This is a genomic window from Synechococcus sp. LA31 (assembly GCF_018502385.1).
Classification (GTDB): domain Bacteria; phylum Cyanobacteriota; class Cyanobacteriia; order PCC-6307; family Cyanobiaceae; genus Vulcanococcus.
Map to the genome: position 1 here is coordinate 2,593,291 of NZ_CP075523.1, position 15,778 is coordinate 2,609,068.

At 65.1% G+C, this 15,778-nt stretch carries 17 protein-coding genes and 1 tRNA gene; 6 read left to right on the forward strand and 12 right to left on the reverse strand.

What is annotated here, in order from left to right; translation table 11 throughout:
- The first annotated feature begins 38 nt into the window (after positions 1-38).
- Positions 39-983 (forward strand): aspartoacylase, encoded by a 945-nt coding sequence (locus KJJ24_RS14025; RefSeq protein ID WP_214339647.1) that lies wholly within the window; start codon positions 39-41, stop codon positions 981-983.
- Here KJJ24_RS14025 and KJJ24_RS14030 read toward each other — a convergent pair.
- Together KJJ24_RS14030 and KJJ24_RS14035 are read right to left on the reverse strand one after the other, a co-directional pair.
- Positions 962-1,363 carry a hypothetical protein gene (locus tag KJJ24_RS14030; protein ID WP_214339649.1) on the reverse strand — a complete coding sequence of 134 codons (402 nt, stop codon included), beginning with the start codon at positions 1,361-1,363 and terminating at the stop codon, positions 962-964. The two genes, KJJ24_RS14025 and KJJ24_RS14030, sit on opposite strands and share 22 nt — an antisense overlap.
- 21 nt (positions 1,364-1,384) lie before the next feature.
- Complete coding sequence (locus KJJ24_RS14035) at positions 1,385-1,687, reverse strand: hypothetical protein (protein WP_214339651.1); 303 nt, start codon at positions 1,685-1,687, stop codon at positions 1,385-1,387.
- A 254-nt stretch (positions 1,688-1,941) separates the two neighbouring features.
- Here KJJ24_RS14035 and psbA point away from each other — a divergent pair, with 254 nt between their 5' ends.
- Positions 1,942-3,021, forward strand: coding sequence for a photosystem II q(b) protein (gene psbA / locus KJJ24_RS14040; protein WP_214338452.1), 1,080 nt, complete (start codon positions 1,942-1,944; stop codon positions 3,019-3,021).
- Positions 3,022-3,105: 84 nt separating this feature from the next.
- On the opposite strand, the gene KJJ24_RS14045 is transcribed toward psbA, so the two are convergent.
- The 3 genes from KJJ24_RS14045 to KJJ24_RS14055 all read right to left on the reverse strand — a co-directional run bounded on the left by KJJ24_RS14045 (position 3,106) and on the right by KJJ24_RS14055 (position 4,499).
- On the reverse strand, positions 3,106-3,819 hold the full coding sequence (locus tag KJJ24_RS14045) for a 16S rRNA (uracil(1498)-N(3))-methyltransferase (RefSeq protein ID WP_214339653.1): 714 nt from the start codon (positions 3,817-3,819) through the stop codon (positions 3,106-3,108).
- A 12-nt stretch (positions 3,820-3,831) separates the two neighbouring features.
- Complete coding sequence (locus KJJ24_RS14050; protein WP_250544801.1) at positions 3,832-4,281, reverse strand: nucleoside deaminase; 450 nt, start codon at positions 4,279-4,281, stop codon at positions 3,832-3,834.
- 146 nt (positions 4,282-4,427) lie between these two features.
- Positions 4,428-4,499 (reverse strand) — tRNA-Thr (locus tag KJJ24_RS14055).
- A gap of 49 nt (positions 4,500-4,548) precedes the next feature.
- Between KJJ24_RS14055 and KJJ24_RS14060 the strand changes: the two genes are divergently transcribed.
- Positions 4,549-4,818 carry a DUF3493 domain-containing protein gene (locus tag KJJ24_RS14060; protein ID WP_214339655.1) on the forward strand — a complete coding sequence of 90 codons (270 nt, stop codon included), beginning with the start codon at positions 4,549-4,551 and terminating at the stop codon, positions 4,816-4,818.
- On the opposite strand, the gene KJJ24_RS14065 is transcribed toward KJJ24_RS14060, so the two are convergent.
- The 6 genes from KJJ24_RS14065 to KJJ24_RS14090 form a co-directional block, all read right to left on the reverse strand.
- Complete coding sequence (locus KJJ24_RS14065) at positions 4,732-5,610, reverse strand: low-complexity tail membrane protein (RefSeq protein WP_214339657.1); 879 nt, start codon at positions 5,608-5,610, stop codon at positions 4,732-4,734. The genes KJJ24_RS14060 and KJJ24_RS14065 overlap by 87 nt on opposite strands.
- Positions 5,611-5,626: 16 nt before the next feature.
- Positions 5,627-8,923, reverse strand: coding sequence for a translation initiation factor IF-2 (infB, locus tag KJJ24_RS14070; protein WP_214339659.1), 3,297 nt, complete (start codon positions 8,921-8,923; stop codon positions 5,627-5,629).
- 65 nt (positions 8,924-8,988) lie between these two features.
- Positions 8,989-9,267, reverse strand: coding sequence for a YlxR family protein (locus KJJ24_RS14075; RefSeq protein ID WP_214339661.1), 279 nt, complete (start codon positions 9,265-9,267; stop codon positions 8,989-8,991).
- Positions 9,264-10,715, reverse strand: a complete 1,452-nt coding sequence (gene nusA / locus KJJ24_RS14080; protein ID WP_214339663.1) for a transcription termination factor NusA — start codon at positions 10,713-10,715, stop codon at positions 9,264-9,266. Before nusA ends, KJJ24_RS14075 begins: the two co-directional genes overlap by 4 nt.
- A gap of 38 nt (positions 10,716-10,753) precedes the next feature.
- A complete protein-coding gene (gene rimP, locus KJJ24_RS14085; RefSeq protein ID WP_214339664.1) occupies positions 10,754-11,227 on the reverse strand; it encodes a ribosome maturation factor RimP in 474 nt (157 codons plus the stop codon).
- 155 nt (positions 11,228-11,382) lie between these two features.
- Positions 11,383-11,652 (reverse strand): hypothetical protein, encoded by a 270-nt coding sequence (locus tag KJJ24_RS14090; protein WP_214343744.1) that lies wholly within the window; start codon positions 11,650-11,652, stop codon positions 11,383-11,385.
- A gap of 56 nt (positions 11,653-11,708) precedes the next feature.
- Here KJJ24_RS14090 and KJJ24_RS14095 point away from each other — a divergent pair, with 56 nt between their 5' ends.
- The 3 genes from KJJ24_RS14095 to rpiA are packed head-to-tail and all read left to right on the forward strand — an operon-like array spanning position 11,709 to position 14,332.
- Positions 11,709-12,467: a metallophosphoesterase gene (locus KJJ24_RS14095; RefSeq protein WP_214343746.1), complete on the forward strand. Its 759-nt coding sequence runs from the start codon at positions 11,709-11,711 to the stop codon at positions 12,465-12,467.
- A complete protein-coding gene (locus KJJ24_RS14100) occupies positions 12,454-13,587 on the forward strand; it encodes a trypsin-like peptidase domain-containing protein (protein ID WP_250544802.1) in 1,134 nt (377 codons plus the stop codon). Before KJJ24_RS14095 ends, KJJ24_RS14100 begins: the two co-directional genes overlap by 14 nt.
- Before the next feature lie 31 nt (positions 13,588-13,618).
- Positions 13,619-14,332, forward strand: a complete 714-nt coding sequence (rpiA, locus tag KJJ24_RS14105; RefSeq protein ID WP_214339666.1) for a ribose-5-phosphate isomerase RpiA — start codon at positions 13,619-13,621, stop codon at positions 14,330-14,332.
- A gap of 18 nt (positions 14,333-14,350) precedes the next feature.
- Here the strand turns inward: rpiA and hisD are convergent, their stop codons facing one another.
- A complete protein-coding gene (gene hisD, locus KJJ24_RS14110; RefSeq protein WP_214339668.1) occupies positions 14,351-15,700 on the reverse strand; it encodes a histidinol dehydrogenase in 1,350 nt (449 codons plus the stop codon).
- Positions 15,701-15,778 lie beyond the last annotated feature (78 nt).

Here is a 15,778-nt window from a genome sequence, read left to right on the forward strand (position 1 = left end):
ACTGCCAGGCTGACGCAGTGAGCAAGAGGCATCCAGCGATGGGCCAGGCACGCGTGCTGGTGGTAGCAGCCACCCATGGCAATGAGCGCAATGCCCCTTGGCTGATGGAGCAGTGGCGCCGCCAACCGCAGCTGTTGGATCGAGCAGGCCTTGATCTGCAGCTGGAGATCGGCAATCCCGAGGCTTTCGTCGCTAATCGCCGTTACATCGAGCGGGATCTGAACCGCTCCTTTGCTGCCGAGCTGCTGGCCGATTCCTCCCGCACCGAGCTGGAAATTCAGCGAGCCCGAACGCTGCTGGCAGCGTTCGGGCCTGAGGGCCGCCAGCCCTGCACGGTGGCACTGGATCTGCACAGCACCACCAGTGCCATGGGGAACTCCCTGGTGCTCTACGGGCGGCGTCCGGCTGATCTGGCGCTGGCGGCGGGGATGCAGGCGCGGCTCGGTTTGCCGGTTTATCTGCATGAGGCCGATGCGGCCCAAACCGGCTTTTTGGTGGAGCGTTGGCCGGCTGGCCTGGTGGTTGAGGTGGGGCCGGTGCCGCAGGGTTTGGTGAGCGCCACGATCTGCCGTCAGACCCAGCTGGCCCTGGAAGCGGCTTGCGACACCCTGGCGGCCGCGGCGGCCGGGCGGCTTCGATTACCCCAGGGCCTGCAGGTTCACTTGCATCAAGGCAGCCTCGACCTACCGCGTCTCACTGATGGCACACCATTGGCTGCTTTGCATCCCCAGCGACAACACCGCGACTGGCTGCCGCTGCAGCCGGGTGATCCGCTGTTCTGGCAGCTGGATGGGGCCGGGGAGCGCTACAGGCCCGAGGTCTTGGAGTTGGGCTCAGAGGCCCGTTGGCCAGTCTTTATTAATGAGGCGGCCTATGGGGAAAAAGGGATCGCCCTAAGCCTCTGCCGGCGCGAGCGTTGGAGTTGTGATCGCAGCTGGGTAGAGGCCCTAGGCAGCCTGGTTCAAACGGCAGGGCCGTTGTAGACAACTTCAGTCACCGTGCGGCCATCGGGACTGATCAGGATCTCAGTGGTGAAGCTTGGGGGCTTGCCCAGTTGCTGCCAGCCCGGTGCGCCGCCGTTGAAGCGAAAGAGAAAGCCCGCGCTGTTGTTTTCCACCAGGCAACTGCCACCACTGCCACCGGAGCTGAACATGCAGGCCGCGGGCACATAGACGCTCAGTCCGCCATTGAGAGTGATGGCGGTGTTGCGAGCCAGGTTCATCGCGCGCTGCCGGGCAGGTGCCTGCTGCTCCAGTTGATCGATGCGCTCAAGGCTTGCTCCCACGCCCTGCGCGAGGGAAGCGGTGGTCCCAACACTGCTGAAGCCGAGGAGCAAGCAGGCGAGTGGAGAGAGGAGTTTCATGGTTGTGGTGGTGTTGAGTGCTCAGCCGCAGGCCCAGGTGCCCTGTTCTTTGGTGCAGGGCAGATCGCTGCTGGTGCCGTCGGCCCAGTAGATCCGCAGGCGGTCATCGTCGCTGCCCATGCGGAAGGTGAGTGACTTCACTGGCCCCGCCGGAGGTTTGCCGGCTTGATCGGCAGTGTTGCGGGCTCCGGGACTGGCCTGCCGTTGCTCCAGCTGCTGCAGGCGCAGTTCAACCCGATCCAGCCGCTCGCTCTCGGCGGATGGACCGCTCTGGCAGCCCGCCAGCAGCAGCGCGGCAGCCAGGGAAACAGCGGGAAGGCGCATGGCCCTGAATGAAGAGAGGCAACTCCTAGCAGCGATCTGGAGGAAAAACCAGGCGCCTCATCACCGCGGCTGATGGCACCGATCAGCACTGCTGTGGATCTGCTGCCGGGTTCAAGCCTTAAGAGCGCGTCACACGGCGCAAACATCCGTTACATTGGAGTTTGGCAGGACGGGTTACCGCCCTGTCCTTCCTTCCCGCTCGACAGCGGGTCCGATTTCGGGCCTTGCCGCTGAGCATTACGTATCCCGTACTCATGACCACCACTCTCCAGCAGCGCCAAGGCGCTTCTGCGTGGAACCAGTTCTGCGAGTGGGTCACCAGCACCGACAACCGCCTCTATGTGGGTTGGTTCGGCGTTCTGATGATCCCCTGCCTGCTGGCAGCCACCATCTGCTTCATCGTTGCTTTCATCGCAGCTCCCCCCGTCGACATCGACGGCATCCGTGAGCCTGTGGCCGGCAGCCTGATGTATGGCAACAACATCATCTCCGGCGCTGTGATCCCCAGCAGCAACGCCATCGGCCTTCACTTCTATCCCATCTGGGAAGCCGCCAGCCTCGACGAGTGGCTGTACAACGGCGGTCCTTTCCAGCTGGTTGTTTTCCACTTCCTCATCGGCATCTACGCCTACATGGGTCGTGAGTGGGAACTCTCCTACCGCCTGGGTATGCGCCCCTGGATCTGCGTTGCTTACAGCGCACCCGTGGCTGCTGCCTCTGCTGTGTTCCTGGTGTATCCCTTCGGTCAGGGCTCCTTCTCGGACGCCATGCCCCTGGGTATCTCCGGCACCTTCAACTACATGCTGGTGTTCCAGGCTGAGCACAACATCCTGATGCACCCCTTCCACATGCTTGGTGTGGCTGGTGTGTTCGGTGGCTCCCTGTTCTCCGCCATGCACGGTTCGCTGGTGACCTCCTCCCTGGTGCGTGAAACCACCGAGAGCGAGAGCCAGAACTACGGCTACAAGTTCGGCCAAGAGGAAGAGACCTACAACATCGTGGCTGCCCACGGTTACTTCGGTCGCCTGATCTTCCAATACGCCTCCTTCAACAACAGCCGCAGCCTGCACTTCTTCCTGGCTGCCTGGCCTGTGGTCGGCATCTGGTTCACCGCCCTGGGCGTGAGCACGATGGCCTTCAACCTGAACGGTTTCAACTTCAACCAGTCCATCCTGGATTCCCAGGGCCGTGTTCTGAACACCTGGGCTGACGTGCTGAACCGTGCAGGTCTGGGTATGGAAGTGATGCACGAGCGCAACGCTCACAACTTCCCCCTCGACCTGGCTGCTGCAGAAGCCACCCCCGTGGCACTGACTGCACCTGCCATCGGCTGAGGTTGAACCTCAATCAGATTCAACCTTGGTTGAATCGGAAGGCCCCCGCGTAAGCGGGGGCTTTTTGTTGGTTGGCTTGGTTGATCAGCGAGGCAAGGCCTGGGCCAGCACGGTGGTGAGGGCTGTATCCACACTCAAGGTGCGTACGCCAAGGTGCACAGGGTTTGCAATCACCGACAGCGCCAACTGCACCTCAAAGGGCACAAAGCCGCCTTCCGGGCCGATCATCACCACGGCACGCTCGGCTGGTGTGTCTGCCAGCGATCGCGTGGCCCCCATCTCCGCAATCCAACAGGGGCGGCCGGCGCAGATGCTGCTCAGCTCGTCTTCCACGAATGGGCGAAAGCGTTTGTGTAGATGAACCTGCGGGGCAAGAGTGTCTCTGGAGCGCTCCAGCCCGGCTTGCAGGGCTTCCGCCACCTTGCTCGGCCGTAGCAGTGGGCTCTGCCAAAAGCTCTTTTCCACTCTGGCGCTGTTGATCAAGTGGAGATGCTCCACGCCAAATTCTGCGCACTGCCGCAGGATGCGGCGCAGCATCTTCGGCCGGGGTAAGGCCATCACCAAATCGAAGCGATGGCGCGGTGGCGGCGGATCTGAAAGCTGAATCCGCAGCGTCACGCTGCTTAGGTCCAAGCTTTCGATCACCCCAGTGCCGCACTCTCCTCCCAGCAGGCCCACGTGGAGTGCGTCTCCCACCTGCGCTTTGAGAACCGTGCGGATATGGGTCGCGCGGTGATCGCTCACCATGGCCAGTTCAGCGTCGAGCCAGTCGTCTGCGCGCAGAAGAATGATGTTCATCGGTGGTGCAGCTCAGAGGCCGATGTCTTCAGCCCACAGCTCAGGTTTTTGCTGTTGAAGCCGCTGCATCAGCTGCTCGCACAATGGATCATCCAGGCAGTTCACACCGATCCCGGCTTCGAGCAGCCAGGCTTCCGCGCCCTGGAAACTGTGCCGTTCTCCGATCAGCACGCGCCGAAAACCAAGCAACACCGCTGTCCCCGCACACATCGGGCAAGGGGAGAGGGTGGTTACCAGCGTGAGCTCGCGCCAGTCGCGCCGCCGGCCCGCATTGCGGATGCACTGGGTTTCGCCATGGCTCGTGGGATCGCCCATTTGCACCCGCTGGTTGTGCCCACGCGCCACGATCGTGCCGTCTTCTTGAGCCAGCACTGCACCGATCGGAATACCTCCCTCCTGCCAGCTTTGTTCTGCTTCCTCGCGGGCCTCCCGCATCAGCATCTGCATCGTGCTGTGATTCATGGCTCGAAGCGGATGGTGATGCTCGTGTTGTAGCAACGCCTTCGCTCTCAATCAGCTGATCGAGAGAATTGGGGTCTGCCGCAACCGAAACGAAAGGCTCAGCTTTCAATGCTTACAAGCTGTTTGCCAATGAATTCTGTTGAAAAAGCCGGTGACTGGATTTGAACCTGCGACCTACTGATTACGAATCAGTTGCTCTACCACTGAGCTACACCGGCAGCCGCATCAAATTAGCATTCAGGCTGTTGCGCCCATCGGGCTCACTGCATGGCACCAGAGTCCCGTGAGCCCCTTGATCCAGCGCTGCGAGCCCGCTTGCTTCAGGAGGCGAAAACACCATGGCGTGGCTTGCGGCGCGCCCTCTGGCTCGCGTTCACAGCCTCTGCGGCTGTGGGGCTCGCCACCATGGCCCTACGTGCTTCTTCGGGTGATGCCGTGCCGTTGAGCGATCTAGGAATCCAGGTCGGAGCTCTTGTGCTCTTCGGCGGATTGCTCTGGCGTGATCGCAACCCCAGCATCGACGACGGTGGTGTCTGAAGCAGCATCCCCGCCCTGGACATCGATGGCATCCTGCTCGGGTTCGGCAGGATCGGGTTGATCGACGGCGACATCCCCGAGATCTGCATGTGGGAGGTTTGACGCTTCGTTGATATCGCTGCTCTCGTCGCTCGCAATCGGCTCTGGGCTTGGCTCAGGTTCGATCTCTGCTGCGGGGGCTTCCTGCGGCGTGGGCGGCACTTCAAGCGTGAGCGGCGGCAAGAGCAGTAGTGGAAGTCCAGCATTGAGGCGTGTTTCGCCAGCATCAACCTGGGTGAGCGGCAGGGTTTGCTCCACCAACAACGCTGGTCTGGTGAGCATCCACACCGCCTGGATGAGTTGCTGCCATTGCCACAGCATCAGCGCCAGCAGTGGCACGCTCACCAGCAGCACCACCAGGCGCGGGCTGGCGGAAAGGGGGGACCAAGCCCAGGCCAAGCCTGCGTTGGCGTCGGCCCACCACAGCATTGGCAGAAGCAATGGCGCCCCAGCAACCGCCAGGAGCTTGAGCGGCAGAGCCCCTTGCAGGGCGCTGAGGCGGAGCTGTTCGGGCCGGCGGCCCCGCATGGGCACTTGGGCGAGCAGCAGCGACCAGAGATCGGGTGGCAACCTCCAGAACAGGGCCGCCGGTGCCAGTGCCCCCAAGGCCCAGGCGAGCACCCGTTCAAATCCCGGGAAGGGGCCAGGGTCGGCACCTGCCAGAACCAACAGCAGGAGCAGCGCCTCGAGCGGCAAGGCGGCGAGCCCCAGGAGCTGGAGCCACAGCAGGGGTTCGCGTCTTGCCGGATTCACGGGGTGCGGCTGCAGATCAGGTGCTTAGTGTGCGGCGCTGTGTGACCAGTTTGTAGGCCTCAACGCGATCGCCTTCTTGCCAGTTGGCGAAGCGATCACAGCCGATGCCGCACTCGAAGCCGGTGGCCACTTCCTTCTGGTCGTCTTTGCCGCGGCGCAGGGAGTCGAGGTCGCCCTCGTAAACCTTTTCCTTGCCACGCCAGACGCGCACCTTGCAGTTGCGTTGCAGCTTGCCGTTGGTGACGTAGCAGCCAGCCACGGCGCTCTTGCCGATGGTGAACACCGCGCGCACTTCGGCTTCGCCGAGGCCCTCCTCTACCAGCTCGGGTTCCAGTAGGCCTTCCATGGCCATCTGGATGTCTTCGAGCAGCTTGTAGATCACGTCGTAATCGCGCACATCCACGCCGGTGGCATCAGCGGCGCGCTTGGCGCCCGGTGCCATCGAAGTGTTGAAGCCAACAATCACAGCGCCGGATGCAGCCGCCAGGTCCACGTCGGTCTCGGTGACTTCGCCCGGTGCCGAGAGCAGCACCCGCACCTGCACCTCTTCTCGAGGCAGCTGCTCGAGCGAGCCCAGGATGGCTTCCACCGATCCCTGCACGTCGGCCTTGAGGATCAAGTTGAGCTCCTTGAGTTCGCCTTCGCTGGCCTGGCCTGACATCGACGCCAGCGACACACGGCGCGAGGCCATCTGCTGGGCCAGACGGGTGGCGCGGGCTTCGGTGGCGCGATCGCCCACCACGGCGCGGGCCGATTTCTCGTCGGGGTAGACCTCGAACTCATCACCGGCGGTAGGCACTTCGCTGAAGCCCAGAGCCTCAACGGCGTAGGAGGGGCCGGCTTCTTTGACGCGCTTGCCGTTGTCGTCGACCATGGCGCGCACCTTGCCCAGGATCGGGCCAGCGGCGAGGACGTCGCCGGTGTGCAGGGTGCCGTTCTGGATCAGCAGGGTGGCGACGGGTCCCTTGGCCTTGTCGAGATGGGCCTCGATCACGGTGCCCTTGGCCATGCGGTCGGGGTTGGCCTGCAGGTCTTCCACTTCGGTGACGAGCAGGATCATCTCGAGCAGCTTGTCGATGTTCTCGCCCTTGATGGCGCTCACCGGCACCATCACGGTGTTGCCGCCCCAGTCTTCGGCCACGAGTTCGTGGGAGGAGAGCTCCTGCTTCACCCGATCCGCTGAGGCGCCTTCCTTATCGATCTTGTTGATCGCCACCACGATCGGCACCTTGGCGGCGCGGGCGTGGCTGATGGCTTCCAGGGTCTGGGGGCGCACGCCGTCATCGGCGGCCACCACGAGCACGGCCACGTCGGTGACCTTGGTGCCTCGGGCACGCATGGCGGTAAACGCTTCGTGGCCCGGGGTGTCGAGGAAGGTGATCTTGCGCTGCTCACCAGCGTGGGGCACTGCCACTTGGTAGGCACCGATGTGCTGGGTGATGCCTCCGGCCTCGCCGGCGGTGACCCGGGTTTTGCGGATGGAGTCCAGCAGGCTGGTTTTGCCGTGGTCCACGTGGCCCATCACGGTCACCACGGGTGGGCGGCGGATCAGGTGAGCCAGGTCGCTCTCCTCGATCATGTCCACTGTCTTGGCGGCAGCGGCCTCCACGTCGTCTTCGAGCACCGGCACGCCGAACTCATCCGACACCGTCTCGATCGCGGAGAGATCGAGGGTCTGGGTGACGGTGGCGATGATGCCCTTGAAGAAGAGGCTCTTAATGATCTCGGAGCTGTCGACGCCGAGGCGATCGGCCAGCTCTTGCACCGTGAGGTTGCCCTCCGGTACCACGAGCATTTCTGGACGCTGTTGCTTGGCCTCGCGGGCTGCGCGCAGCTCCATGGCGCGGCGGCGCTGGCGCTGACGGGTGGTTTCTTTCTTGCGCTTGCGGGTAACCGCGGTGGGCTTGCGGTGGGTGGGGGTGGCGCTCTTCGGTTTGGCTGGGCGGGCCAGGGAGGCCTGCAGCACCATCGCTTCTTGTCCGCCGGCGTAACCGCCGGTTTCCGCCGTCAGCGCATCGTCGTTTTCACCAATGATGTGAACTTTCTGGCGCTGCTTCTGCGGAGAGCGGCTGCGCAGTGCCTCCAGCTTGGCGCTGTCATCCCAGTCCGGACGGCGGGGACGCCCACCGGCAGGAGGCTGTGGAGCACGGAAGTTTGGACGGCGTGGTGCCGAGGGTGGTGTGGCCGTTGGGCGTGCAGCATCGGTGCTGCCGGGAGCGCCGGCGGCTGCCGGTGCGCCGGGCCCACCCGGACGGCGCGGCGGTGCTGCAGCCGGGCGTGCACCGGGCTTTTGGAGCTGCATCAGCTCGCCAGGCGCCACCGGCTTGCGCATGCCTGGCATGCCGGGTCTTGTGGGAGGTGCGGGGCGGTTGCCACCGCTGGGACCGCTCACATCGCGGCGGATCGGTTTGCCAACCAGTTCCACCTGAGGCCGTGCCGGTGGTGCGCCGGGCTTGGCGCCCCGCACGGGGGCCGGGGCCCCGGGGCGTGTGGGCATGCCAGGTCGTTGGCTCAGGGACGGACGACCGGACGGAGGAGCGGGGCGACCACCCCCCTGACCGCTTTGGGGGCGACCCACCAGCTGAGGCTTGTTGCCGCCACCGGCGCCGGGGCGGGTGGGCGCTGGCGCGCCAGGACGCTGGGGTGCAGCTGCAGGCCGCGGTGGCGGCGCTGCAGGACGTGCCGGCGCAGCAGCGCTTGGGGGAGCAGGCTTGCGGGCCGGCGGGGCACCTGCGGGAGTCTTGGAAACAATCGCCGGGGCGGGCCGGGCAGGAGCCGGAGCGCTGGGGCGGGCTGGTGCACCCGCGGCCGGCTTGGCTGCCACGGGGCGTGCAGGAGGGGCTGAAGGAGCAGCAGGCCGCGCTGGGGGCGCCACGGGCTTGGCTGCCTTGGCTGCTGGGGCTGCAGGACGAGGCACTGGAGCCGCGGGGGCAGCCGGGCGTGACGGTGCTGCTACCGGCTTGGCTGCTGCAGGTTTGGTTGCTGCAGGTTTGGCCGGGGCCGCCGGTGCGCTGGCGACCGGTTTGGGTGCCTGGGGAGCCGCGGGGCTGGCGGCGGGTGCTGTGGGCGCTTTCTTCACGGAGAGGATGGCCTTCTGCGGCGGAGCTGCAGGCGAGGGCGCGCTCGCTGCCTGGGAGCCATTGCCGCCACTCTTAATCAGGTTGCGGATGCGGGCTGCTTCGTCGTCGCTGATGGAGCTGCTATGGCTCTTCGCGGCGATCGCGAGCTTCTCGGCGGCATCGAGCACGTCCTTGTTCTCAAGGCCCAAGTCCTTGGACAGCTCGTAAATCCTGACTTTGCCGCTGCTGGTCATTCAGTGCTCCAAAGGGTCGGTGCCAACGGGTGCCACCGGGCCTCCACACACGGTGAGGCCAACATTCATCTTGCCTCAGAGCCTGCGGATGAGGTGGCGTGCAGGCGCTGCTCCAATGCCGCGTAGATGGAATCTGCAACGTGGCAACGGAGGCCCTTCTGCAGTTTCTTGCGGCGTTTGGCTTCCTCAAGGCAGCTCTCGCTGGGGCAGAGGTAGGCCGACCGGCCCATGCCCTGATCGAGAGCGAGGCCTCCGTCCGCCAGGCGAATGACCCGCCAGAGCTGCTGTCGATCGAGCAGCTGCCGGCAGGTCACGCAGCGCCTGAGGACGCTGCGCTCACTCACCGGGCTCCTTCCTCGTCGTCGTTCGATACCGCCTCCACCGTCTCGGCGGCGGGTTGTTCGCTGCTCTCCTCAGTGCTCTCCTCAGCGACCTCTTCAGCCACGCTGTTCGCGTAGTCCGCCTCGTTGTAGCCAGCGTCTGCGCTGTAGTCCTCCTCGTCTTCCGGCAGGGGATAGAGCTCACGCAGGCGCGCATCTTCCTCGGCGCGGAGGGCCTGTTCGGCCTCCAGCCGCGCCTCGGCTTCGGCCTGCAGGGCTTCCTCCTCCTGGCGCTGGGCGATCAGCTCTGAGACCTTCTCGTCTTCGGAGGATTGGTCGTATTCGGTGCTGTTCTTGATGTCGATCTTCCAGCCGGTCAGGCGTGCGGCCAGGCGCACGTTCTGGCCCTCGCGGCCGATGGCCAGGCTGAGCTGATCGGGTGGCACAAGCACGTGGGCGTGCTGGCCTTCAGGGTCCACCAGACGAACAGCTTCCACGCGCGCCGGGCTGAGGGAGTTGGCGATGTATTGGCCGGGATCTTGTGACCAGCGGATCACGTCGATCTTCTCGCCGCGCAGCTCGTTGACCACCTGCTGGATGCGGGAGCCGCGGGCGCCGATGCAGGCACCCACCGGATCCACTTCGCGCTCCACAGAATCCACGGCCACCTTGGTGCGTGGTCCCACCGAGCGGCTGGGGGGATTGGCCTCGCGGGCCACGGCCACGATCCGCACCGAACCCTCCTGGATCTCGGGCACCTCGTTTTCAAACAGGTACACCACCAGGCCGGCATTGGCGCGGCTCACGAACAGCTGAGGACCGCGGCGGGGCACCTCGCTCACCTCCTTGAGGAACACCTTGAAGGTGGCGTTGGCCCGGTAGTTGTCGTTGGGGAGCTGATCACGGCGGGGTAGCTCGGCCTCTACCTCGGGGCGACCTAGGCCGCTGCTCACGGCCATGATCACGCTTTGGCGCTCGAAGCGGATCACGCGGGCGGTGAGCACCGGATCCTCCAGATCCGCGAACTCCTCCTGAATCATGCGGCGCTGCTGATCTCGCAGCTTCTGGGCCAGCACCTGTTTGGTGGTGGCGGCGGCCATTCGGCCGAAATCTTCTTTCTCCGGGGTGACATCGAGCACCACCGTGTCGCCCACCTGAGCATCCTCGGCCACCTGCATCACCTCAGCCAGGGCGATCTGGTGGTCTTCGCTCTCCACGTCCTCCACGATGATCTTGGAGGCGAGCACCCGATAGCCCTCCTCATCGAGATCCAGGGCTACATCGAAGTTGGAGAAGTAGTCCTCCTCGAAGGGGTCTTCGCTGATGCCCAGGTACAACGTGCGGCGATACCGCTCGTAGCCCTTGAGCAGCGCCTCGCGCAGGGCCGATTCCACCACCTGGGCGGGCAGCTTTTTCTCTTCGCTGATGTCCTCGATCAGGTTCGACAGACCGGGGAGCAGAACCAGGGCCATGGGGTGAGGGAGAAACGGGTGAGTCGGGGAGGGGCGGGTTAGCCCTCAGTGGGGGTGGTCAGGCGCACGGCAATCACGTCGGCGCGAGGGATGCGAACCGTGCGGCCGCGCACATTGATCTGCACGCTGTCGTCGGTCCGCTCGAGCAGAAGGCCTTCCCGTTCGGCCTCGGCCCCGGTTTTGGCATCGCGGCAGCGAACACAGACCGGAAATCCGCGAAAACTGCGGAAGTCACGGTCATCGTTCAGTGTTTCAGCAATGCCTGGGCTGCTGATCTCCAGAACATAAGCCTCCTCAATCAGTCCCGCAGCTTCGAGCGCATCGTCCAGCAGGCGACTGAAGCTGGCGCAGTTGTCGAGGTTCACATCACCGCCATCGGCCAGACGCAGCTGCACTTGCAACGTCATCGGAATGCGGTGGGTGAGCAGCTGCACGCCACACACCTGAAACCCGGCTTCGGCGGCAGCCTGGCTGGCCAGGCGCTCTAGATCGGGAATGAGGGGATGAGGCAAGCCAGATCGCTGTTGGGGGACGGGGCGACCCGTCCGGCACCTGCAGGGATCTGCAACCTGACTGGTCGCTGGTTCGAAAACCGACGAGCAGTGAGGGGTGCCCGCCGGGCACGCACTGACCCTAGAGGATCAGGGTCTGATTCTCTGGCGCTGCCTCAGCCGCCCAGTGAACTGAGGTCGACTGCAGGCGGCTCCATGTAGGCATCACCAGGCTTCTGTTCGCCGCGCAGGGTCGGGTCTTGGTTGAGGCACTGGGCTTTCTGCTCATCCGTGCGCAGGTATTGGCACACACGCGCCCAGAGCTTCGAGCGGGTGGAGGGCCCGCCCTGGCTGAAGTGCACCAAGTCGATGCCGCCCGCCATGCCCTGGATCTCCACCTGGCAGAGGGAGCAGCGTTGGCGGGTGCCTGGAGGGATTGCAGCCATGCCAGCCATGCGCAGAGCAGGCAACTTAGATCCATCGCTGCGGCACCAGGTTGTTGATCCGCGTTCTTCAGCTCAGTGATCCCCATCTGCTGGCCGACCCATCCGGCCGATGCCGCGGCCGGATGGCTCTGGCTGGGCTGCGCCATGGCTGGCAGCAGGCTTGCGCGCAGCTGGAGCGCCCCCCCGACTGGCTGCTGATCAGCGGAGATCTCTGCCAGGACGAAAGCTTTGGCGGCTATGTGCGCCTGCGGGAGTTGCTGGAGGAGTGGGGCGTGCCGGTGGCCTTGCTGCCCGGAAATCACGACCACCCGTTGCTGCTGCGGGCTGCCCTGGGGCGTTGGGCTTCGGTCGCTCCGTCCATGGTGCCGCTGGGCGCCTGGCAGCTGCTCTTGCTCAAGAGCCATCGCCCCGGATCGGTGGGGGGCTGGATCGATGCCGCGCAGCTGGACTGGCTGCAGCACCAGCTCGAGGCGGCCCGTAGGCCTGTGCTGGTGGCCCTGCATCACCCGCCGCTGCCCATCGGCAGCGCAGATCTGGATCCGATTGCCTTGCAACAGCCCGAGCGGTTGCTGGAAGTCCTTCAGGCGGCTCCCTGGGTGCGCGGGGTGGTGTTTGGCCATGTCCATCAGCACTGGCAGGGCAGGGCAGGTGTGCTCCCGCTCTGGGCCTGTCCCTCCACGCTCGCTGCCTTCAAGGCTGTGCAGCCCTGTCCGCTTGGCCATGCCGATTGGCCCGGAGGGCGTCTGCTTGAGCTGAGGCGTGATGGGGGCATCACCACTGAGCTGTTGCGTTGGCCGCCCCATGAGCCTGCCTAGCCTGCGGCGCAACCGCCTGGGCCTTGTGCGTCGCCTTCTCGCTCTGCCGCTGGTGCTGCTGTTGAGCCTCTGGCTAGCGGCGCCGGCCTGGGCGGATCGCTCCTCATCCGGTCACAGCTTTGTGTCCGCGGCGGTGAAGCGGGTGGCTCCGGCTGTGGTGCGCATCGATACCGAGCGCACCGTGCCGCGTGTGGGTCTCGATCCCTCTTTCAACGACCCGCTGCTGCGGGAGCTGTTCGGCGATCAGATGCCCCATGCGCGCGAGCGGGGCCAGGGCTCAGGAATCGTGATCGACAGCAAGGGCCTGGTGCTCACCAACGCGCATGTGGTGGATGGGGCAAGCCGAGTAGAGGTGAGCTTCGCCGATGGCCGTGAGCTCGAGGGGCAGGTGCTCGGCGCGGATTCGATCACCGACCTTGCGGTGGTGAGCATTCCTGGTGGATCTGGCTTCAAAGCCGCTCCTCTGGGGGATTCCGAGGCCCTTGAGGTGGGCGACTGGGCGATCGCCCTTGGCACGCCCTACGGACTGGAGCGCACGGTGACCCTTGGCATCGTGAGCAGCTTGCATCGCAGCATCACCAGCCTCGGCTTTTCCGATAAACGGCTCGAGCTGATCCAAACCGACGCCGCCATCAATCCGGGCAACTCCGGCGGCCCGCTGATCAACGCTGATGGCCAGGTGGTGGGCATCAACACCCTGGTGCGCTCTGGGCCAGGCGCGGGCCTTGGCTTTGCCATCCCCATCAATCTGGCGAAAGGCGTGGCGGCTCAGTTGGGGAATGGTGCATCAGTGGTGCACCCCTATCTGGGGTTGCAACTGGTGCCACTCAATGCACGCCTGGCCCGTGACAACAACAGCGATCCCAATGCGTTGGTGCAGCTGCCGGAGCGCGATGGCGCACTTGTGCAGCGTGTTCTGCCGGAGAGCCCGGCCGAGAAGGCCGGCCTTCGCCGCGGTGATCTGGTGGTGGGCGCAGCCGATCAGACCGTGCTCGATCCCGGCACCCTGCTGCGCTTGGTGGAGGGTTCCACGGTCGGTGAACTGTTGCCGCTCACAGTGTTGCGCGGCAACCAGGAGCTGCAGCTCTCGATCCGGCCGGAGGCGCTTCCCAGCGCCTGAGCTACGGTCACCGGCCAGAGTGAACGGCGTGATGGCAGATCTGCAGGATCAGATGAAGCATGCGGTGGCGGCAGCGGCCACCGAGCAGATCCAAAGCGGCATGGTCGTGGGTCTGGGCTCTGGCTCGACGGCAGCCTTGATGATCAAAGCCCTCGGAGCCAAGCTCAACAGCGGCGAGCTCACCGACATCGTGGGTGTCACCACCTCCTTCCAGGGAGAGGTGCTGGCGGCCGAGCTGGGCATTCCTCTGCAGAGCCTCAATGCGGTGGATCGCATCGATCTGGCCATTGATGGTGCCGATGAGGTGGATCCCTCGTTCCAGCTGATCAAGGGCGGGGGCGCATGCCACGTGCAGGAAAAGCTGGTGGCTGTGCGGGCTCAGCGATTTGTGGTGGTGGTGGATTCCACCAAGCTGGTGGATACCCTCAACCTGGGCTTCCTGCTGCCAGTTGAGGTGATGCCCGGTGCCTGGCGACAGGTGCAGGGGCAACTGGCTGCCATGGGTGGAGATGCGCAGCTGCGCATGGCTGTGAAGAAGGCCGGTCCTGTGGTGACCGATCAGGGCAACCTGGTGCTCGATGTGAAATTCGCCGGCGGCATCGGCGATCCGGTGGGCCTCGAGAAGGAGATCAACAACCTTCCCGGTGTGCTCGAGAACGGCCTATTTGTGAACATCACCGACCAGGTGTTGGTGGGTGAGATCAACGATGGCGTTGCGTCTGTGCGTGACCTGCTGAAGCGTTGAGCTGTGCCTCGGCTCTCATCAGCTGAGCCGCAGGCGCACTGATTCGGCGTGGCTGTGCAGCCCCTCGCTGTCGGCGAGAGTGCCCACAGCCGGCCCGGTGGCTTCCAGGGCCTGGCGGTTGAACTGAATCAGGCTCGTGTGGCGCAGGAAGGTTTCCACGCAGAGGGCGCCGGCAAAACGGGCTGTACCTGAGGTGGGCAGGGTGTGATTCGGGCCCGCCAGGTAGTCGCCCACGGCTTCCGGTGTCCAGGCGCCCATAAAGATGGCGCCGGCGTGCTGGATCTGATCCGCCAGGGGCTCGGGTCGCTCTACTTGCAGCTCAAGGTGCTCCGGCGCGAAGCGATCGCTCAATCGGGCGGCTTGATCGAGGCTGTCGCACACCACGATCAGGCCCCAGTCGTTGAGGGCTTGGCGGGTGATTGCAGCGCGGGGGTGCCCGGCGAGCTGCTCTTCAAGGGCAGCCGGCACAGCGGCCGCCAGCTCGGCGCTGGTTGTCAGCAGGATCGCGGCGGCGAGGGGGTCGTGCTCAGCCTGGGCCAAAAGATCGGCGGCCACATGTTCGGCGTTGGCGTTGTGGTCAGCGATCACCAGCACCTCGCTGGGGCCCGCCAGTGAATCGATCGAGACCCTGCCATAGACGGCTTTTTTGGCGAGGGTCACATAAAGGTTGCCGGGGCCGGTGATCACATCCACCCGCGGGATGGATTCGGTGCCATAGGCCAGGGCCGCGACGGCCTGGGCTCCCCCCACCCGGTAGATCTCTTCGATCCCGGCCAAATGGGCGGCAGCGAGCACGGTCTGGTTGACGCGGCCATCGGGGCCGGGCGGGGTGACCATCACCAACCGCTGCACTCCGGCCACCTTGGCCGGAACGGCATTCATCAGAACAGTGCTCGGGTAGCTAGCCCGGCCGCCCGGCACGTAGAGGCCAGCACGCTCTACCGGCCGCCAGCGGCGGCCCAGACGCTCACCATGCACGCCGGTCACCATCAGATCAGCCGGCTTCTGGCGCTGGTGGAAATCCACGATGCGGCGGTGGGCCAAATGCAGGGCTTCCTGCAGTGGTTTGGCGGTGGCCTGCCAGGCCGCGGCCAGATCCTCGGCCGGCACGCGCAGAGGATCCGGCCGCACACCGTCAAAGCGTTCGGTCAGCTCCATCAGAGCCACATCACCCTGCTGGCGCACCTGCTCGATGATGGCGTCCACTCGCTGTGCCGCCTCCCGGCTTTGGCTGCCGCCGGTGCGTTCAGCGATTGCCTCGAGTCGTTCGCCTGCCGCTTGAACGTCGTGCAGCACGTCGATCTGCAGTGGGGCGATGTCGCCGGGGGTAGGCGCGGCGGCGGTGGCGCTGGCAGCAGTCGTGCTCATGACAGCGGGCGTTCTCCGGTCAAGCTAGTGGTCAGCCTTGCTAGAGCCGGTGGGGCTGAGGGGTAGAGTCTCTGTTTG